This is a genomic window from Mesorhizobium hawassense, from assembly GCF_003289945.1.
Lineage (GTDB): Bacteria > Pseudomonadota > Alphaproteobacteria > Rhizobiales > Rhizobiaceae > Mesorhizobium > Mesorhizobium hawassense.
Genome location: NZ_QMBP01000001.1, coordinates 839,636 through 856,618, shown reverse-complemented (window position 1 = coordinate 856,618; position 16,983 = coordinate 839,636). Strand labels below are relative to the sequence as shown.

Genomic DNA, 16,983 nt, shown 5'->3' with positions numbered 1-16,983 from the left:
CCATCAATGCGTCTCCCGCAACGGGAAACTCATGACCACGGACAATCCGGGATTGGCGGGCAAAAGATCAAGCCTTCCGTTGTGGAAAGTCATGATTGCCTTGGCGAGACTGAGGCCCAGGCCCGAACCCGGCTGCGAGCGGCTCTTTTCCAGACGCACGAAGCGCTCGGTGGCCCGGGCGCGATCGGCGTCTTCCGGAATGCCGTGGCCATTGTCAGTAACGGTAAGCTTGATCTCGCTTCCGGCGCGCTCCAGCGCCACCCGAACCTTCGGCGTTTCGGCCGCGTCGGTCGAGTATTTGATGGCGTTGTCGACGATGTTGGACAACGCCTGGCCGATCAGCTCGCGGTTGCCGTTGATCGTGAGGGCTTCGGGCACGGTCGTTTTCAGCGCGACGCCCGCCTCCTCCGCCACCGGCTCGTACAGCTCGACGACGTCGCTCACCGTCGCGGCGAGGTCGACCGGACCGGTTTGTTCCGAGGAATAGCCGGCCTCGAGGCGCGAGATCATCAGAATGGCGTTGAACGTCTTGATGAGTTGGTCGGACTCCGCGATCGTGCCTTCCAGCGCCTGCCGGTAGTCTTCCGTCTTATGCCGGCCGGCAAGCGTCGCCTCGGCGCGGTTGCGCAGCCTGGTCAGCGGCGTCTTCAGATCATGGGCGATGTTGTCGGAGACCTGCTTCAGCCCCTCGTTCAGCATGGCGATCCTCGCCAGCATCGAATTGAGATTTTCCGACAGGCGGTCGAATTCGTCGCCAGCGCCGGTGACCGGCAACCGTCCGGATAGATCGCCGCCCATGATGCGGCGGCTGGCGTCCGAGACGCTGTCGATGCGCTTCAGCGCGGCACGCCCGACAAAGAACCAGATCAGGATGCCGCCCAGGCCCATCATGCCCAGCGCCAGCGTCAGCGCGCGGCTGATGACGGCGCGGAAGCGTTCGGGCTCGCCGAGGTCGCGGCCGACCAGCATGATCATCTGGTTGGGCAGCCTCAGCACCAGCGCGATGGCGTTATGGCCCTTCGCGCCTTCCGACTGCGGATTGCTTTCGCCGGCTTGAGGTGCTGGCTGGTCCGTATTGCCGCTGCGCAGGCGATCGAGCTCACCTTCGCCGAAGCGCTGGTAGGAAAACGGCTCGGTGGTCCAGCCCTCGGTTTCGATGACCCCGGGCGCCAGGCTTTGCACATTGCCGGTCAGGATCTGGCCATTGGCGTCGGCGATCAGATAGAGGTTGGCGCCGGGCTGGCGGGAGCGATTTTCGACCACGCGCACCAGCACCGGCAGGCCGCCGCGCTGGTAGGCGCGGGCCAGGCCCAGCACCTCGTCGTTGATGGTCTCCTGCGTCTGCGCGGTCAGCATGCGCGCCGAGAGCGACGTCATGTAGAGGACGAGCAGCACGGCGCAGAGCGCGAAAAGCAGAAGATAAAGCGCCGAGAGCCGGGCCGCCGTCGTCTTCATGATGGCCGGCAAGGATAATGCCATAATAGGCTCTACCCGCCCTTCAGCATGTAGCCGGCACCACGGATCGTGTGCAGGATCGGCTTGTCGAAGCCCTTTTCGATCTTGCCGCGCAGGCGCGAGACGTGAACGTCGATGACGTTGGTCTGCGGATCGAAGTGGTAGTCCCAGACATTTTCCAGAAGCATGGTGCGCGTCACCACCTGGCCGGCATGGCGCATCAGATATTCGAGCAGGCGGAACTCACGCGGCTGCAGGGTGATCTCGCGCCCGGCACGCTTGACCGAATGCGATAGCCGGTCGAGCTCGAGATCGCCGACGCGGTACACGGTTTCGGACTCGCGGGCGCTGGCGCGGCGGTTCAGCACCTCGACGCGGGCGAGCAGTTCGGAAAAGGCGTAGGGCTTGGTGAGATAATCGTCGCCGCCGGCGCGCAAGCCCGTGACGCGGTCGTCGACCTCGCCCAGCGCCGAAAGGATCAGCACCGGCGTTGTGTTGCCGCGCGAGCGAAGCGCCGCGATCACCGACAGGCCGTCGCGGCGCGGCATCAGCCGGTCGACCACCATCACGTCATAGTCGCCGGCATCGGCAAGCGCGAAGCCGGTCTCGCCGTCGCCGGCGACATGGGCGGTGTGACCCGCCTCGGCGAAGGCTTTCTGCAAGTAGTCCGCTGCCTCGCGATCGTCTTCCATGACGAGAATCTTCATGGGACCGTTATACGCGATTTCACTGGAAGGTTGAGGGGCAGTCATTCTTGATACCTTGCATTCATTAGTCGCATGTCTTCTTCCCAAAACCGGCGACCACTTTTGGGCGACATGCGATAAAGCGGCAGCGGGTGATGGGAAACCCGCTGCCGCCGGGAGCGAAACACGGTGACTGACTTACGTGCTCGGCCCCATGTTTTCCCGGTGGCGGCTCGGGGGTGTTGATACCGCCACTGGGAAAAGCTGAAAGTTTTCTAGTGGCGCATGACCCCGAACCCGCGAGGGTTCGGGGTCATGCACGCGATGTCAGCCCTTGCCGACCGGCAGCGCGACGAAGCGGTTCGAGTCGTCGCGGGTGATCTGCATCAGCACCGCCTTGCGGCCGGCCTTGGCGGCCTCGGTCATCGCCTTGGAGACGTCGTCGGTGGTGTTCACGTCGTTCGAGTTGATCGAGGTGATGACGTCGCCCGGCTGGATGCCGCGGTCGGCCGCGTCGCTGTCGGGATCGACATCGGTGACCACGAGACCCTTGCCGTTTTCCGCCTTGGTGACGGTCAGGCCGAGATCGGCCAGCGTATCCGCCTTGGCGGCGGGCGCCGACTGCTTGTTGTTGTCGTCGTTCGAGGCCTGCTTGTCGCTTGCCGGCAGCGTGCCGAGATCGACCTTGACGGTCTCGTCCTTGCCGTTGCGCCAGACGGTGACGTCGACCGATTTGCCCGGCGAATAGCCGCCGATCAAGCGGGCGAGTTCCTTCGGCGAAGCGACATCCTTGCCGTCGACCTGGGTGATGACGTCACCGGCGGTGATGCCCGCCTTCTTGCCCGGACCGGAATCCTGGGCGCTGGAGACCAGCGCGCCCTTGTCCGACTTCAGGCCGAGCGACTCGGCGATGTCGGAGGTGACCGGCTGGATCTCGACGCCGAGCCAGCCGCGCTGCACGGAGCCGCTCTTCATCAGGTCCTCGACGACCTGCTTGGCGGTCGAGGCCGGGATGTCGAAGGCAATGCCCACGCTGCCGCCCGACGGCGAGAAGATGGCGGTGTTGATGCCGATCACCTGGCCGTTGAGGTTGAAGGTCGGGCCACCCGAATTGCCACGGTTGACCGAAGCGTCGATCTGGATGAAGTCGTCATAGGGGCCGGCGCCGATGTCGCGGCCACGGGCCGAGACGATGCCGGCCGTGACGGTGCCGCCGAGGCCGAACGGATTGCCGACGGCAACCACCCAATCGCCAATGCGGACCTTGGAATCGTCGGCGAAGTCGACGTAGGTGAACTTGTTGCCGCCGCCATCGACCTTGAGCACGGCGAGATCGGTGCGCGGATCGGTGCCGATCAGCTTGGCGTCGAGCTCCTTGCCGTCATTGGTGACGACGCTGAAGTCCGAACCTTCCGAGACGACGTGGTTGTTGGTGACGAGGTAGCCGTCCTCGGAGATGAAGAAGCCCGAGCCCTGAGCGACCGGGCGCGGCTGGCCATTGCCATGATCGCGGTGGTTGAAGTGGCGCTGGCCGAACTGGCCGCCCTGACCCTGGTCGCCGAAGCCGCGGAACTGCTTGAAGAACTGACGCAGTTGCGGATTGTCGGGCAGGTTGTCGAAGCCGTTCTGGTCGTCGGAGCCGTCGTCGGCCGTCGGCTGGAACTTGGCCTTGACCTTGACGCTGACCACCGCCGGCGAGACGTGCTCGACGACATCGGCGAAGCTCGGCATCTGCGGAGCTTCGACGCGCACGGCGTCGGCCAGCACCGGGGCGGTGCCGGTTGCAAGCGCGCCCGCGCCGACCGCGCCGATAACGGCCAAGGACGCTGCAGCCGCCATCAGGCGCTTTCGGGTGCTGGAAAATGAATTGGGGGCATTATTCATGGGGTTTCTTATCCTCTATCGAAGCGGATGCGCTCAGGCGAAGCATCCTCGGGCAAGAGGATTAGAGAGCCGCACATTACGGCGCCATTTCCGGTACATGAAAGTTTTGTAATGTTGGCAATTGGCTCCGATGCGCGAGATCACGAGGTTTCAAAATGAAGGCAGGCCATACCAACCGAGCCCGAGTCCCAGTCGATTGGGAGACCAAGATGATCGAAGGCATCAAGCGCAGGATAGCCGACGCAAGGGCGGGCCGTGTGCTGCCTCGCGAAGCTGCGATGGCGGAAATCGACGCGGTGATCGAGGCCGAGCGGACACGCAAGGTGTAACGCATGTCGCCCTTGGAGATTGGCCGGTTACCTCGCGACGTCGTCATTCCATAGAATGACGATCACGGGCCGAGTGCAGCCAATCATCAACGTCAGCGATGCGCTAATCGCTAAGCATCTTGTCCAATGCCGCCTGCTCCTCGGCTGAAAGCGTGGTCGATGCCGGGCGGCGCGAGCGGGCGCTCAGCACGATGAACAAGCCGCCGGCCAGAAGCAGGAGCAGCGGCGTGCCCCACAAAAGCGCGTTGCGCAGGCTGAAGCGCGGCTTGAGCAGCACGAACTCGCCATAGCGCGAGACGATGTAGTCCATCACCTGCTGGTCCGTGTCGCCGGCCACCAGCCGCTGGCGCACCAGGATACGCAGATCGCGGGCGAGATCGGCGTCGGATTCGTCGATCGACTGGTTCTGGCAGACCATGCAGCGCAGCCCCTCCGAGAGCGCACGCGCCCTCGTTTCCAAGGCCGGGTCCTGCAACACTTCATCAGGCTTCACCGCCTGGGCTGCGCCGGCGAACAACAGGGCCAGCAGCAGGACCATCGAGGCGAGCGAGAATCTCGGCCTCATGTCGGGCTAGCCAACGCGGCAGCCGGCTTGCGCCGCTTTGCCGGCGCGCCGATGCGCAGCCGGCGGTCGAGCAGCGACATGGCGGCACCCGCCATCATCACCAGGCCGCCGCCCCAGATCAGCGTCACCAGCGGCTTCCACCACAGGCGCACGACGACGGAGCCGTCCTTGTTCTCGTCGCCGAGCGACAGATAAAGCTGGCTCAAGCCCAGCGTCCGGATGCCCGACTCGGTCGTCACCGTCTGGCGCACCGGATAGAAGCGCTTGGCCGAGGTGATCTCGCCATCCGCGATGCCGTTTGAGATCAGCACGAAGCGGCCGCGATCCTCAGTGAAGTTCGGGCCCTTTTGCGGGAAAAGCCCTTCGAAGTGAACGCTGTGGCCGGACAGCTCCACCGTCTCGCCTGGCTTCATGGTGAGGATCTTTTCGGTGCCGAAGCACAGCGTGCCGACGATGCCGAGCAGCGTCAACCCGAGGCCGAGATGGGCGAGCGCGGTGCCGAACACCGAGCGCGGCAGGCCGATGAAGCGACGAAGCATGACAGACGGCACCACCGAACCGACGCCCGACTTGACGGCAAGGTCGGTCAGCGCGCCGGCAACCAGCCAGACGGCGAGGCCGACGCCGAGCGCTGCGAAGACGGAGGCGCCATCGATGAACAGGCCGGTCACCAGCATCGCGGCGATCGCCACGGCGAAGGCCGCCATCAGGCGCTGCGAGGCGGCAATCACGTCGCCACGCTTCCACGCGAGCAACGGGCCGAATGGCACGATCGCGAGCAGCGGCAGCATGAGCGGGCCGAAGGTCAGGTCGAAGAAAGGAGCCCCGACCGAGATCTTGCCGCCGGTCAATGCCTCGAGCGCCAGCGGGTAGAGCGTGCCGACCAGCACCGTTGCAGTGGCTGTGGTGAGGAAAAGATTGTTCAGGACCAGCGCGCCCTCGCGCGAGATCGGGTGGAACAGGCCACCGGCGGTCAGCGTCGAAGCGCGCAGCGCGAAGAGCGTGAGCGAACCGCCGATGAACAATGTCAGGATGCACAGGATGAAGACGCCGCGCGCCGGGTCGGTGGCGAAGGCGTGCACGGAGGTCAGCACGCCGGAGCGCACTAGGAAGGTGCCCAGCAGCGACAGCGAGAAGGTCAGGATGGCGAGCAGCAGCGTCCAGATCTTCAGCGCCGAGCGCTTCTCCATGACGATCGCCGAATGAAGCAGCGCAGTGCCGGCGAGCCACGGCATGAAGGAGGCGTTCTCGACCGGATCCCAGAACCAGAAGCCACCCCAGCCGAGCTCGTAATAGGCCCAGTAGGAGCCCATGGCGATGCCGCCGGTCAAAAACATCCAGGCGACCAGCGTCCACGGCCGCACCCAGCGCGCCCAGGAGGCATCGATGCGACCCTCGATGAGTGCCGCGACCGAAAAGGAGAAGCAGATCGAGAAGCCGACATAGCCGAGATAGAGCATCGGCGGATGGATGGCGAGGCCGAGATCCTGCAGGACCGGGTTGAGGTCGCGGCCCTCGATCGGCGCCGGATTGAGGCGGATGAAGGGGTTGGATGTCGCCAGGATGAACAGGAAGAAGGCGGCGCCGATCATGCCTTGCACGGCCAGCACATTGGCCTTGAGCGTTGCCGGCAGATTGTTGCCGAAGACGGCGACGAGCGCGCCGAAGAAGGTCAAGATCAGCACCCACAGCAGCATCGAGCCTTCGTGGTTCCCCCAGGTGCCAGTGATCTTGTAGATCATCGGCTGCAGCGAGTGGGAGTTCTCCCACACGCTTGCCACCGAAAAGTCCGAGCCGGCATAGGCGCTCGCCAAAGCGGCGAAGGACAACGCGGTCAGCGCGAAGCCGGTGACCGTGACCGGACCGCCGACCGCCATCAGCCGCTGGTTGCCGGTGCGGGCGCCGACCAGCGGTATCAGAATCTGCACCAGCGACAGCGCGAATGCCAGGACGAGCGCGAAATGTCCGGTCTCAACCATTGGTCGCCTGCCGCAGGTTCTGGTCGGAAAACCGCTTAGCACTTTTGCGGAACCTGCTCATCAATTGGTGCTTTCCTGCCAGACGCCCTTGGCCTTCAGCCCGTCGGCGACTTCCTTGGGCATGTAGCGTTCGTCATGCTTGGCCAGGACGCTGTCGGCGACGAACACGCCGTCGGGGCCAAAAGCGCCTTCGGTGATGACACCCTGCTCCTCGCGGAACAGATCGGGCAGGATGCCGGTATAGGTGACCTTGACCGATTTTTGCGTGTCGGTGACCGAGAAGGCGACGGTGGCGCCCTGCCCGCGCACGATGGTGCCCTTCTCGACCAGGCCGCCAAGGCGGATGCGCTGCCCCGGCGGCACGCTTGCGGCGGCGAGATCGGCCGGCATGTAGAAATAGGACGCCTTCTGGCCGAGCGCATAGAAGGTAAGGCCGGCAGCGGCGCCGAGGAAAGCCAACCCCGCCACGATCACCGACAATCGCTTCTGCTTGCGCGTCATTGCCTCACTCCGTCGCCGTGACGCCGAGCGAGGCGGCGAAGGCGGTGAATTTCTTCGCCTGCTCGCTGTCCGCCCCAAAGGCGGCGACAGCGCGGCCGAGCGCGTCGCGCGCCTGATCGGCCTTGCCGAGCACGACATAAGAACGAATGAGGCGCATCCATCCTTCCTCGTCACGGGGGTTTTGCTTCAACTTGTCGTCCAGGCCGGCGACCATGGTCTCGATCATCGCCTGGCGGTCCTGCGGCGACATCTGCTGCGCGGCGTCCATCTGTTGCGCGTCGGGGCCGTTCGCCGGCGTATCCGCCGCAACCGCCGGCTCACCCGCCTCGGCAAGCGCCTGCTGAACGGCGTTGCGCCAGGGCGAGTCCGGCGAGAGCTGGCCGAGCATCTTTTGCCAGGCGGCGACAGCCTCGGCTTTCCTGCCCTCCTGGGCGAGGCCGACCGCCAGGTAGAAATTCGCCTTGGCGTTGGCCGGATCGAGCTTCAGGGCCGCCTCGAAGGCGTTTTGGGCATCGGCAGAGATGACGCCGCCGGCGGCACTGGCGATCGCCTCGCCGAGGCCAGCCTGGCGCACCGCGCTGTCGCCGTCGAGGCGGATCGCGTTGCGATAGGCGGTCACCGCGTCGGGGAAGCGCTGCAAGCGCAGATAGATCGGCGCCAGCACGTCCCAGCCCTTGCCGTCCGACGGGTTGGCGGCGAGGTGCGCCTCGGCGCGCGCGACCAGCTCGTCGACCGAGGAATCGGCCGGGTTCTTGGCCAGACGTTCAGCCAGCGGCTGCGAGGGCAGGTCGGGAGAGCCGAGTATGCCGTAAAGCCCCCAGCTCAGCAGCGGAACGGCAAGCACGGCCACGCCGGCGAGCAATCTGGTACCGCGCGAAGATGTGGAATTGGTGGAGCCCGACCGCGCGACCGCCCCGAGACGCAGGATGCGGCGGCCGATCTCGGCGCGCGCCTCTTCGGCCTCCCCCGGCTGGATCAGCCCGCGTGCCGTGTCGCGGTCGAGCTCGGAAAGCTGATCGCGATAGACTTCGAGGTCGTGGTCGCCGGCCGGCGACGCGCCCTTCGTGCCGCCGGCAAGCGGCAAAAGCACCGCCAGGCTGGCGCCCAGCGTGAGGATTGCGGCTATGACCCAGAACAGCATGGCTCTTCCAATAAAGGCAGAGCTCAGCCCTGCCAACACAAGCGTAGTGCGACGCTTTGACGGCAGATCGACAGTCTCACCTTGATCGACGTCAACCTGACCGAATAATGAGGCCGGCCCGGTTTCCTTTCTAGGTCAGCGGTGTCCAGCTGCCGTCGGCATTGCGGCAGGCGGTGCCGCGCGCGGTGACGCCGGCGCCGCTGGTGTAGACGGTGTGGGTGTACTGGCGGCAGTCCTGCGAGCCGACACGATAAGGCTGGGCGGCGGTCACCTCGCCGTAATGCGAGGAGTTGTCGCTCTTCCACGTCACCTTCTGGCCGCTGGTGTTGTATTCCAGCGCCTTGTACTCGGCTTCCAGCCCCTTGCGCTTCTCGGCATCGCTCAGGCCCGAGCCGATCGATCCACCGATAAGCCCGCCATTCATGGCCGAGACGATGCTGGTCGACACCTTGCCGCCGGTGGGCGGCGTGGAGACAGGCGTGACCGGAGAGGTTGGCCCGCTCCGGCTGAGCGTCGAGCAACCGGAAACGGCAAGCAGGGCGGAAACGAGCGCGACGCGAATCTTCATGCCAACAACCGGTTCTCTTGAGCGGGATGAGCTGGGGCTGCGTCATCGGGGAGGATATCGAGCCCATAGTATTGATATTTGTCGGAAATTTGGCCGTTGGCCGCAACACGCAAATCGATAAAAAACATCATTGAAGGCTCCGCAACCTCACCACCGCCCTCAAGCCGCCCATGCCGGACCGTTCCAGCGCCAGCGAGCCTCCATACTCGTTGACGAGGTCGGCGACAATGGCCAGTCCGAGCCCTGTTCCCGGCTTCGTCTCGTCGAGTCTCTTGCCACGCTTCAACACTTCCCGCGCGCTGTCTTCCGGAATTCCCGGGCCATCGTCCTCTATAACGATTTCGAACAGGTTGCTCATTCCCGGCGCAAGCGCGACCGAAACGGCAACAGCGCTCCTTGCCCATTTCATCGCATTGTCGAGCAGGTTGCCGAGCAGTTCCTCCAAATCCTCGCGCTCGCCGGCAAAGACGATCTCGGCCGGCGGCGGCGACAGTGTCAGCTTCGTCTGCGGGTTGAGCTTTTGCAGCACGCGCACCATGCGTTCGACCAGCGGAGATACAGGCGTGCGGAAGACAACGCTGTCGCGCTGCGCGGCGACGCGGGCGCGCTGCAGATAGTGGTCGACCTGCTTCTGCATCGAGGCGGCCTGGTCGGCGATCAGTTGGCCCTTGGCGCCGCCGAGCGCGCGACCCTCGTTGATCAGCACGGCAAGCGGCGTCTTCAGCGAATGGGCAAGATTGCCGACCTGCGTGCGCGAACGTTCGACGATACGCCGGTTGTTCTCGATCAGCGCATTGGTCTCGTTGGCCAGCGGCTCGATCTCGGCCGGAAAGCTGCCGTCGAGCCGTTGCGCGGTGCCTTCGCGCACCATGGCGAGCGCGTTGCGCACCCGTCGTAACGGCTGCAGGCCGAGCAGGATGGCGATGGCGTTGATGGCGATCATGCCGGCGCCAAACAGCGAGAGATAGGTGAGCAGGCGGCGCTGGAAGCTCGCAATCTCCTGCTCGAGCTCGCTGTGGTTGCCCATGACGCGGAAACGGGCGGCGCGGTTCTTGGCGTCCAGAACGAACTCGCTCTCGAACACCTGGAGCTGCTCGCCCTTGATGCCTTCCATCGAGTAGCTGCGCTGGAAGTTCGAATTGAACGGCACTTCGGCGACGCTGGGCGACAGGAGCGAGGTCGTCATCGAGGAGGAATGAAGTTCGCCGTGCACGTCTTCCGAGGCCGGCTCCACCGACCAATACCAGCCGGAATTCGGTTGGGAAAAGCGCAGGTCGCCGAGGTCGGGCGAACCGGTCAGCGCGCCATTGTCGGAAATGCCGACGGAGCCAATCAGGTTGAACAGATGCGCCGACAGCAGACTGTCGAAGCCGCGTTCGCTGGCCTGGCGGTAAAGCGTGGTGATGAGGGTGAAGATGACGACCAGCGTCAGGATCGCCCAGATGGTGGAAAAGCCGATGACGCGAAAGGTCAGCGAGCGCGGCCAGAGCCGCAGCCTCGACAGCCGCGTATTCATGGTTGGCTTCAGCGGTTCCGCGTCACGCCTCCGGCTCGCGCATGCGATAGCCCATGCCCCGCACGGTTTCGATCATGTCGATGCCCATCTTCTTGCGAAGCCGGCCGACAAACACCTCGATGGTGTTGGAATCGCGGTCAAAATCCTGATCGTAGAGATGCTCGACCAGCTCGGTGCGCGACACCACCTTGCCCATGTGATGCATCAGATAGGCGAGCAGCCGGAACTCGTGCGAGGTGAGTTTCAGCGGCACGCCGTTCACATCGGCCTTGGACGCCTTGGTGTCGAGCCGGAGCGGCCCGCAGGTGAGTTCCGACGAAGCGTGGCCGGCGGCGCGGCGGATCAATGCCCGCACCCGCGCCAGCACCTCCTCGATGTGGAACGGCTTGGTGACGTAGTCGTCGGCGCCGGCATCGATGCCGGCCACCTTGTCGCTCCAGCGGTCGCGGGCGGTCAGGATCAGCACCGGCATCTTGCGGTCGCCGCGGCGCCAGCGTTCGACGACGCTGATGCCGTCCATCTGCGGCAAGCCGATATCGAGGACGACAGCATCGTATGGCTCGGTGTCGCCGAGGAAATGCCCCTCCTCGCCGTCGTAGGCACGGTCGACGACATAGCCGGCGTCGACCAGCGCGTCGGCCAGTTGCCGGTTGAGATCCTTGTCATCCTCGACGACGAGCACGCGCATGGGTTGAAGCCTGTTGCTGGATAGACGTATAGGCCGATTCCGCTGGCCTGGGAAACGAGTGCGTCAGCCCGCCGGGACGACGATTTCCGAGCGACGCGGCCGCTGGCCGTCCTTACCGGGGACGAGCACGACGATGACGCAGACCGGCTGGCCGCCCCGCGTCGCCTGCGACGCCTTGGCCAGCGTGCCGCCATTTTGCGCGGCGACCTGCTGGCCGATGGCATAGCAATCGCCGGCGGCGAGCACGACTGGCTGATCGACCGACGGCTCGACGACCGGCAGGGCGGTCGCCTGCGAGGCAAAGAGGCTGGCTGCGGCAAGCGCCAGCGCTGCTTTGCGGAGATGTGAGCCAAGGTTTTTCATAATCACGGTTCTAACGCATACGGGCTGAACGTGAAATGAACGGTGAACACCCGAAACTCCATGCTCGCCATTCCCCCTGCGCGCGTGTCGATGCCAGGGCCTCCCTCGATCCCGGTTTCCGAATTCATAGCCGGAAAATCATTCGATCCGCCACGCTTTTCGGCTGCGGATTCCGCGCCTAGAGCGTTTCACCGTTTCACGGAAACGGCGAACCGCTCTATCTCTTTGTTTTGACGCAATTCCTGGCGGAAGGCTACGGCGAAGTCGCCGAGCCTAACCGCTCACACTTTCCTGGAATCGCTCTAGCCCTAGCTAGTGTAGAACGGCCCGCCGACCATGGGAGCATGCGATGACGCGCGAGGATATTGCCGATCTCTACCGGGGCTACATCGCCTGCCTGAACGGCCAGGACTGGGACAATCTCGGCCGCTTCGTCGGCGAAGAGGTGCAGTATAATGGCGAGACGATCGGGCCTTCGGGCTATCGCCGCATGCTGGAGGGTGATTTCGAGGCCATTCCCGACCTGCGCTTCACTATCGAATTTCTGATCTCGGAGCCGCCGCGCGTGGCGGCGCGCCTGCATTTCGACTGCCATCCCAAAGGCGTGCTGTTCGGGCTGCCGGTTCACGGCAAACGGGTTTCGTTCGCCGAAAACGTTTTCTACGAGTTTCGCGACGGCCGCATAAGCGAGGTCTGGTCGGTCATCGACAAGGCCGCCATCCAGGCGCAGCTCTGACCTTCGGGCGGCAATCGCTCAGGCGGCTTCCTGCGTCAGCGCGCGAAAGCGCAGCAGTCCGTGATGGACGGTCAGGTCCTCGTCGTAGCGCGCTTCGGCGAATTCCAGCGACAGGCGCGTCTGGCCGCGCGAGCCGATGGAGAATGCCGCGCCATCTAGGCGCGCCCTGATGCTGTCCATGATGAGGCGCGTCTCACCCTCGCCCTGAGCTTTCGACCAGATATGGAAGGTGACGAGCTGATCGTGGTCGTTGTCGGAGCCGCTTTCCAGATTGAAGGCGCTGGTGCGGCCGTAAGTGACGTGAGGGAATGCCGCTTTGTCGCTCGCGCTTTCGAGCAGACCGACGCCGCCCAGCAGCGCCGACAGCGTGGCGTCGGTCTTCAGCCGCAGGAACAAGGCCTGCATCAAATCGCCAGGCGCCGTCATTTCTCTCCCATCGCCAACATGTCTCCATTGCCGATCCGATCGGCAACCCAATTGCCGATCCGAGCGGCAACCTAGCCGTGCTCGCAACCGGATGCCAGATCGCGAATCGTCTCGGCTACAACGTGAATGGCGAAGGTCTCGAATTTATTACGTTTCATCAAATTATGAGACCGGCGCCGCGCCACCCTCTTCAGTGCGCTTGGCGATGAACTCGTCGAGCACACCGGCCGTGGCTGCTGCGGCGGGCGGCGGCTGGAAGTCGGCGAGAATCCGCTTCCAGATGCCGGTCGCGCGCTCCGTCGCCGTCTTCGAACCGGATTGCGTCCAATTGCCGAAATTCGACCAGTCGGCGACCAGCGGCTCGTAGAAGGCGGTGCGATAGCGCGACATGGTGTGGGCGGCGGAGAAGAAGTGGCCGCCCGGCTGCACTTCGGCGATGGCCTCGAAGCCGATGGCGTCGGCATCGCCGGGTGTCGCGGCGCAAAGCTCGGCAATGGTCTGCAGCGCCTCGATGTCTATGATCAGCTTTTCCATCGAGACGCTCAGGCCGCCTTCCAGCCAGCCGGCGGAGTGGATGCAGACGGTGGCGCCGGCAAGCACCGAGCCCCAAAGCGCGAACTGCGTCTCGTGGGCCGCCTGAGCATCGGAGACGTTGGCGGCGCTGCCGCCGCCGGAGCGCCAGGGCAAGCCGGTGTAGCGGGCGAGTTGCCCCGCCCCCAGCGTCGCCTTGATGTGCTCAGGCGTGCCGAAGGCCGGCGCGCCCGACTTCATGTCGACATTGGACGAGAAGGAGCCATAGACCACCGGCGCGCCGGGCCGCACGATCTGGGCGAGCGTCAGACCGGCCAGCGCCTCGGCATGCTGCAACGTCAGCGCGCCGGCGACCGTGATCGGCGCCATGGCGCCGGCCAGGCAGAACGGCGTGATGATCGACACCTGGCCGGCCTTGGCGAAATCGATGATGCCTTGCGCCATCGGGATGTCCAGCTGGCGCGGCGAATTGGTGTTGATGACGGTGTAGCAATAGGCGCCGGCCCGGAACTCGTCCTCCGTAAGGCCACGTGCCAGCCGGAGCATCTCGAAGCTGTCGTCGACCTGCGGCGTGCCGCGCGCGAACACGAAGGGGAACTTGTCCGAGAGTGTCAGTTGAGCCCGATTGGTGGCGTAATGACGAAAACGGGTGTCGACATCCTGCGGCTCGACGGAGGGACAAAGCATATGCAGCACGTCGAAATGCTGAATGAGCTTGGTCAGTTCCTCAAAGGCGGCGAAGGTGCCGGGCCTGCGCCCGCGTTCGAGATCGGTGACGTTGGGCGCGCCTGCTCCGGCGAGAAAGGTCATGGATCCAAGCTCTAGCATCAGGTCACGCTCGCGTGCGCCGCCATGGGCGAGGATGGAGCGCGGCGCAGCAGCCAACGCTGCCGCGACCATGTCGCGGCCGATGCGCACCATCTGGCCCCCTTCGTCAACGATTGCGCCCGCCCTGGCGTAGATCGCCCGCGCCTCGGGCAGCAGCACCTTGATGCCGAGCTCTTCCAGCACGCGCAGCGCGGTGTCGTGGATGGCCGCGACGTGGTCGTCGGAAAAGATCGGCTGCGGCAGGAAGGGGTTCTTCAGCGTGCGGTAGTTCGGGTGACGGCTCGACTCGCTGCCAGCCTCGCTGCGCCCCCGGCGGCGTTCGCGCCTGAGATCACGTGCGGCCTCGTCAATCATGGCGGTTCCTCCTCATTGCCGCATCGCATTGCCATGCGCGTCGTAAGGCGAGGCCGCGATGACGCGCGCCGGCCGTTCGACCCCGACAATGTGTACGGAAAGCTCGGTCCCCTCCCCGGCGAAATCGTCATCGAGCAGCGCCAGGGCGACGCTCTTGCCGAGCGTGTAGCCATAGCCGCCGGAGGTGACGAAGCCGACGCGCCGGCCTTTGGACCAGACCGGCTCGAAGCCGCTGGCATCGGCATCGACGGCATCGACTTCCAGCGTCACGATGCGCCGCGAAACATCTCCCTCGCGCTCCTTGAGCGCCGCTTCGCGGCCGATGAAATCGCCCTTGTCGAAGGCGATGAAGCGGTCGAGCCCTGTCTCGCCGGGCGTGTAGCCTTGCGTGAATTCGCGCGACCAGATGCCGAAACTCTTTTCCAGCCTGAGCGAATTCAGCGCGTAGTAGCCGATCTCGGCAAGGCCGAGGTCCTCGCCGGCGGCCAGCAGTGTCTCACGCAGGCTCGCATGCAGGGTGGCCGGACAGTTGATCTCGAAACCAAGCTCGCCGGCAATCGACAGCCGCGAGACCCGGGCGCGAACCATGCCGATGTCGAAGGTGCCGCAAGCCATGAAAGGGAAAGCCTTGGCGGAGATATCCTGATGCGTGGTGCGCTCGACGATCTTCCTTGCATTCGGCCCGGTGACGAGGAAGCCGGACATGGCGTCGGAAATGTCGGTGACGGTGACATCATCGGGCAGATGGGCTTCGAACCAGCGCATGTGGAATTCGCGCAAATAATAGGAACCCATGATCCAGTATTCGCCGCCCCAGTTGAGCACGGTGAGATCACCCTTCAGCCGGCCGTCGGACCCAAGCATCGGCGCCAGCTTCGCGCGCCCGGGCTTAGGCAGCCGGCAGGCGAGCAGCCGGTCGAGCCAGGCCGCAGCGCCCGGTCCCGACACGGCGTAGCGCGAGAAGGCCGTGGTATCGACGAGGCCGGCTGCGCGGCGCACCTGCAGCACTTCGTCGCCGACGATGTCGAAAGCGTTGGAGCGCTTCAGCGTCGTCTCTTCGCGAAAACCCATTGGCGCGAAATAGGCGGGGATTTCCAGCCCCCACGACGCCGTCCATTCGCAGCCGGCGGCGCTCATGCCGTCATAGGCGCCGGGCCGCTTCAAGGGCCGGCCGGCCGGCAGCCGCTCGTTGGGGAAGGTCATGACGAAGCGGCGCGCGTAGAACTGGCGCGTCGTTTGCTTGAGATATTCGCGGTTGGCTGCGAATGCGCCGTAGCGGGCGACGTCCATGCCGAAGATGTCGGCCTGCGGCTCGCCGTAGATCATCCATTCGGCCAGCGACTTGCCGACGCCGCCGCCCTGGCTGAAGCCGGCCATGACGCCGCAAGCCACCCAGTAATTGCGCACTCCCTTGACCGGGCCGACCAGCGGATTGCCGTCCGGCGTGAAGGTGAAGGCGCCGTTGACCCATTTGCGGATGCCGGCCGTGGCAAGGCAGGGAAAGCGCTCATAGGCCTTGGAAAGCTCCGGGCTGATGCGGTCGATATCCTCCGGGATCAGCTCGATGCCGTAATCCCAGGGCGCGCCGTCCATGTTCCAATGCTTCGGGTTCTGCTCGTAGACGCCGAGCAGGATGCCCTTGCGCTCCTGCCTGAGATAGGAAAACCCGTCCAGATCGACGACGACGCCGATTTCCTTGTCGAGCGCGGCGATCTCGGGAATGTCCTCGGTGATGAAATAATGGTGCTCCATCGGCGTCACCGGCAGGTCGACGCCGGCCATCAGCCCGACCTGCTTGGCCCACAGGCCGCCGGCATTGACGACGTGTTCGGCGACGATCGTGCCCTTTTCGGTGACGACGTCCCAGGCGCCATCGGCACGCTGCCTCAACTCGACGACGCGGTTGCGCAGGATGACGTCGGCGCCGCGTTTCCTGGCGGCGCCGGCATAGGCATGCGTGGTGCCGTAAGGATCGAGATGGCCCTCGTTGGAATCATAGAGACCGCCGAGCACGCCGGTGACATCGGCGATCGGACAGATTTGCCTGATCTCCTCGGGCGTCACCAGCCTTGCCGTCTCGATGCCGACCGACTGGAACACCGCCCAGGCCGATTTCAGCCATTCCCAGCGCTGCGGGTCGCTCGCCATGTTGACGCCGCCGGTCATGTGCAGGCCGGCATTCTGGCCGGACTCGGCCTCGATCTCGCGGTAGAGCCGGATGGTGTAGTCCTGCAGCGCCGCGACATTGGGATCGGCGTTGAGCGCGTGGAAGCCGGCCGCCGCATGCCAGGTCGAGCCGGCCGTCAGCTCGGCGCGCTCGATCAGCGCCACGTCGCTCCAGCCGAAACGTGTCAGGTGATAGAGCACCGAGGCGCCGATCACGCCTCCCCCGATGACCACCGCGCGATAATGCGACTTCACGAGCCTCTCCCT

Annotated in this window: 16 protein-coding genes; 1 reads left to right on the top strand and 15 read right to left on the bottom strand. The window is 65.0% G+C overall.

The annotated features are described in order from the left end of the window. Nucleotides 1–3 precede the first annotated feature (3 nt). The 12 genes from DPM33_RS03815 to DPM33_RS03765 form a co-directional block, all read right to left on the bottom strand. Nucleotides 4–1,479, bottom strand: coding sequence for a sensor histidine kinase (locus DPM33_RS03815; protein ID WP_112095660.1), 1,476 nt, complete (start codon nt 1,477–1,479; stop codon nt 4–6). A gap of 8 nt (nt 1,480–1,487) precedes the next feature. Next, nucleotides 1,488–2,162: a response regulator transcription factor gene (locus DPM33_RS03810; RefSeq protein ID WP_040991372.1), complete on the bottom strand. Its 675-nt coding sequence runs from the start codon at nt 2,160–2,162 to the stop codon at nt 1,488–1,490. Between the two features lie 306 nt (nt 2,163–2,468). Further along, on the bottom strand, nt 2,469–4,025 hold the full coding sequence (locus DPM33_RS03805; protein WP_112095658.1) for a Do family serine endopeptidase: 1,557 nt from the start codon (nt 4,023–4,025) through the stop codon (nt 2,469–2,471). Nucleotides 4,026–4,457: 432 nt separating this feature from the next. Beyond that, entirely contained in the window at nt 4,458–4,919 is a 462-nt protein-coding gene (locus tag DPM33_RS03800) for a cytochrome c-type biogenesis protein (RefSeq protein WP_112095656.1), read from the bottom strand. Further along, on the bottom strand, nt 4,916–6,898 hold the full coding sequence (locus DPM33_RS03795) for a heme lyase CcmF/NrfE family subunit (RefSeq protein WP_112095654.1): 1,983 nt from the start codon (nt 6,896–6,898) through the stop codon (nt 4,916–4,918). The genes DPM33_RS03800 and DPM33_RS03795 overlap by 4 nt, the downstream gene beginning before the upstream one ends. A 60-nt stretch (nt 6,899–6,958) precedes the next feature. Then, complete coding sequence (ccmE, locus tag DPM33_RS03790; protein WP_112095652.1) at nt 6,959–7,399, bottom strand: cytochrome c maturation protein CcmE; 441 nt, start codon at nt 7,397–7,399, stop codon at nt 6,959–6,961. A 4-nt stretch (nt 7,400–7,403) separates the two neighbouring features. Further along, complete coding sequence (gene ccmI / locus DPM33_RS03785) at nt 7,404–8,540, bottom strand: c-type cytochrome biogenesis protein CcmI (protein ID WP_112095650.1); 1,137 nt, start codon at nt 8,538–8,540, stop codon at nt 7,404–7,406. A gap of 130 nt (nt 8,541–8,670) precedes the next feature. Continuing rightward, on the bottom strand, nt 8,671–9,108 hold the full coding sequence (locus DPM33_RS03780; RefSeq protein WP_112095648.1) for a hypothetical protein: 438 nt from the start codon (nt 9,106–9,108) through the stop codon (nt 8,671–8,673). Further along, a complete protein-coding gene (locus DPM33_RS37360) occupies nt 9,105–9,239 on the bottom strand; it encodes a hypothetical protein (protein ID WP_281004770.1) in 135 nt (44 codons plus the stop codon). Before DPM33_RS37360 ends, DPM33_RS03780 begins: the two co-directional genes overlap by 4 nt. After that, nucleotides 9,236–10,624, bottom strand: coding sequence for an ATP-binding protein (locus tag DPM33_RS03775; RefSeq protein WP_112095646.1), 1,389 nt, complete (start codon nt 10,622–10,624; stop codon nt 9,236–9,238). The genes DPM33_RS37360 and DPM33_RS03775 overlap by 4 nt, the downstream gene beginning before the upstream one ends. 22 nt (nt 10,625–10,646) lie before the next feature. After that, the gene (locus tag DPM33_RS03770) at nt 10,647–11,312 is read right to left on the bottom strand and encodes a response regulator transcription factor (RefSeq protein WP_112095644.1); all 666 of its coding nucleotides are present in this window, start codon (nt 11,310–11,312) and stop codon (nt 10,647–10,649) included. Nucleotides 11,313–11,375: 63 nt separating this feature from the next. Further along, nucleotides 11,376–11,675, bottom strand: a complete 300-nt coding sequence (locus DPM33_RS03765; protein ID WP_112095642.1) for a hypothetical protein — start codon at nt 11,673–11,675, stop codon at nt 11,376–11,378. A gap of 349 nt (nt 11,676–12,024) precedes the next feature. Here DPM33_RS03765 and DPM33_RS03760 point away from each other — a divergent pair, with 349 nt between their 5' ends. Continuing rightward, the gene (locus DPM33_RS03760; RefSeq protein WP_112095640.1) at nt 12,025–12,411 is read left to right on the top strand and encodes an ester cyclase; all 387 of its coding nucleotides are present in this window, start codon (nt 12,025–12,027) and stop codon (nt 12,409–12,411) included. A gap of 18 nt (nt 12,412–12,429) precedes the next feature. Here DPM33_RS03760 and DPM33_RS03755 read toward each other — a convergent pair whose 3' ends face one another. The 3 genes from DPM33_RS03755 to DPM33_RS03745 all read right to left on the bottom strand — a co-directional run bounded on the left by DPM33_RS03755 (nt 12,430) and on the right by DPM33_RS03745 (nt 16,971). Next, nucleotides 12,430–12,837: a DUF3168 domain-containing protein gene (locus tag DPM33_RS03755; protein WP_112095638.1), complete on the bottom strand. Its 408-nt coding sequence runs from the start codon at nt 12,835–12,837 to the stop codon at nt 12,430–12,432. A gap of 162 nt (nt 12,838–12,999) precedes the next feature. Beyond that, nucleotides 13,000–14,550, bottom strand: coding sequence for a trimethylamine methyltransferase family protein (locus DPM33_RS03750; protein ID WP_112095636.1), 1,551 nt, complete (start codon nt 14,548–14,550; stop codon nt 13,000–13,002). A gap of 12 nt (nt 14,551–14,562) precedes the next feature. Continuing rightward, the gene (locus tag DPM33_RS03745) at nt 14,563–16,971 is read right to left on the bottom strand and encodes a GcvT family protein (protein ID WP_112095634.1); all 2,409 of its coding nucleotides are present in this window, start codon (nt 16,969–16,971) and stop codon (nt 14,563–14,565) included. Nucleotides 16,972–16,983 lie beyond the last annotated feature (12 nt).

Coding starts and splice junctions, on each gene's coding strand:
- DPM33_RS03815 (WP_112095660.1), bottom strand. CDS start 1,479: ATGGCATTATCCTTGCCGGCCATCATGAAGACGACGGCGGCCCGGCTC.
- DPM33_RS03810 (WP_040991372.1), bottom strand. CDS start 2,162: ATGAAGATTCTCGTCATGGAAGACGATCGCGAGGCAGCGGACTACTTG.
- DPM33_RS03805 (WP_112095658.1), bottom strand. CDS start 4,025: ATGAATAATGCCCCCAATTCATTTTCCAGCACCCGAAAGCGCCTGATG.
- DPM33_RS03800 (WP_112095656.1), bottom strand. CDS start 4,919: ATGAGGCCGAGATTCTCGCTCGCCTCGATGGTCCTGCTGCTGGCCCTG.
- DPM33_RS03795 (WP_112095654.1), bottom strand. CDS start 6,898: ATGGTTGAGACCGGACATTTCGCGCTCGTCCTGGCATTCGCGCTGTCG.
- ccmE (WP_112095652.1), bottom strand. CDS start 7,399: ATGACGCGCAAGCAGAAGCGATTGTCGGTGATCGTGGCGGGGTTGGCT.
- ccmI (WP_112095650.1), bottom strand. CDS start 8,540: ATGCTGTTCTGGGTCATAGCCGCAATCCTCACGCTGGGCGCCAGCCTG.
- DPM33_RS03780 (WP_112095648.1), bottom strand. CDS start 9,108: ATGAAGATTCGCGTCGCGCTCGTTTCCGCCCTGCTTGCCGTTTCCGGT.
- DPM33_RS37360 (WP_281004770.1), bottom strand. CDS start 9,239: ATGATGTTTTTTATCGATTTGCGTGTTGCGGCCAACGGCCAAATTTCC.
- DPM33_RS03775 (WP_112095646.1), bottom strand. CDS start 10,624: ATGAATACGCGGCTGTCGAGGCTGCGGCTCTGGCCGCGCTCGCTGACC.
- DPM33_RS03770 (WP_112095644.1), bottom strand. CDS start 11,312: ATGCGCGTGCTCGTCGTCGAGGATGACAAGGATCTCAACCGGCAACTG.
- DPM33_RS03765 (WP_112095642.1), bottom strand. CDS start 11,675: ATGAAAAACCTTGGCTCACATCTCCGCAAAGCAGCGCTGGCGCTTGCC.
- DPM33_RS03760 (WP_112095640.1), top strand. CDS start 12,025: ATGACGCGCGAGGATATTGCCGATCTCTACCGGGGCTACATCGCCTGC.
- DPM33_RS03755 (WP_112095638.1), bottom strand. CDS start 12,837: ATGACGGCGCCTGGCGATTTGATGCAGGCCTTGTTCCTGCGGCTGAAG.
- DPM33_RS03750 (WP_112095636.1), bottom strand. CDS start 14,550: ATGATTGACGAGGCCGCACGTGATCTCAGGCGCGAACGCCGCCGGGGG.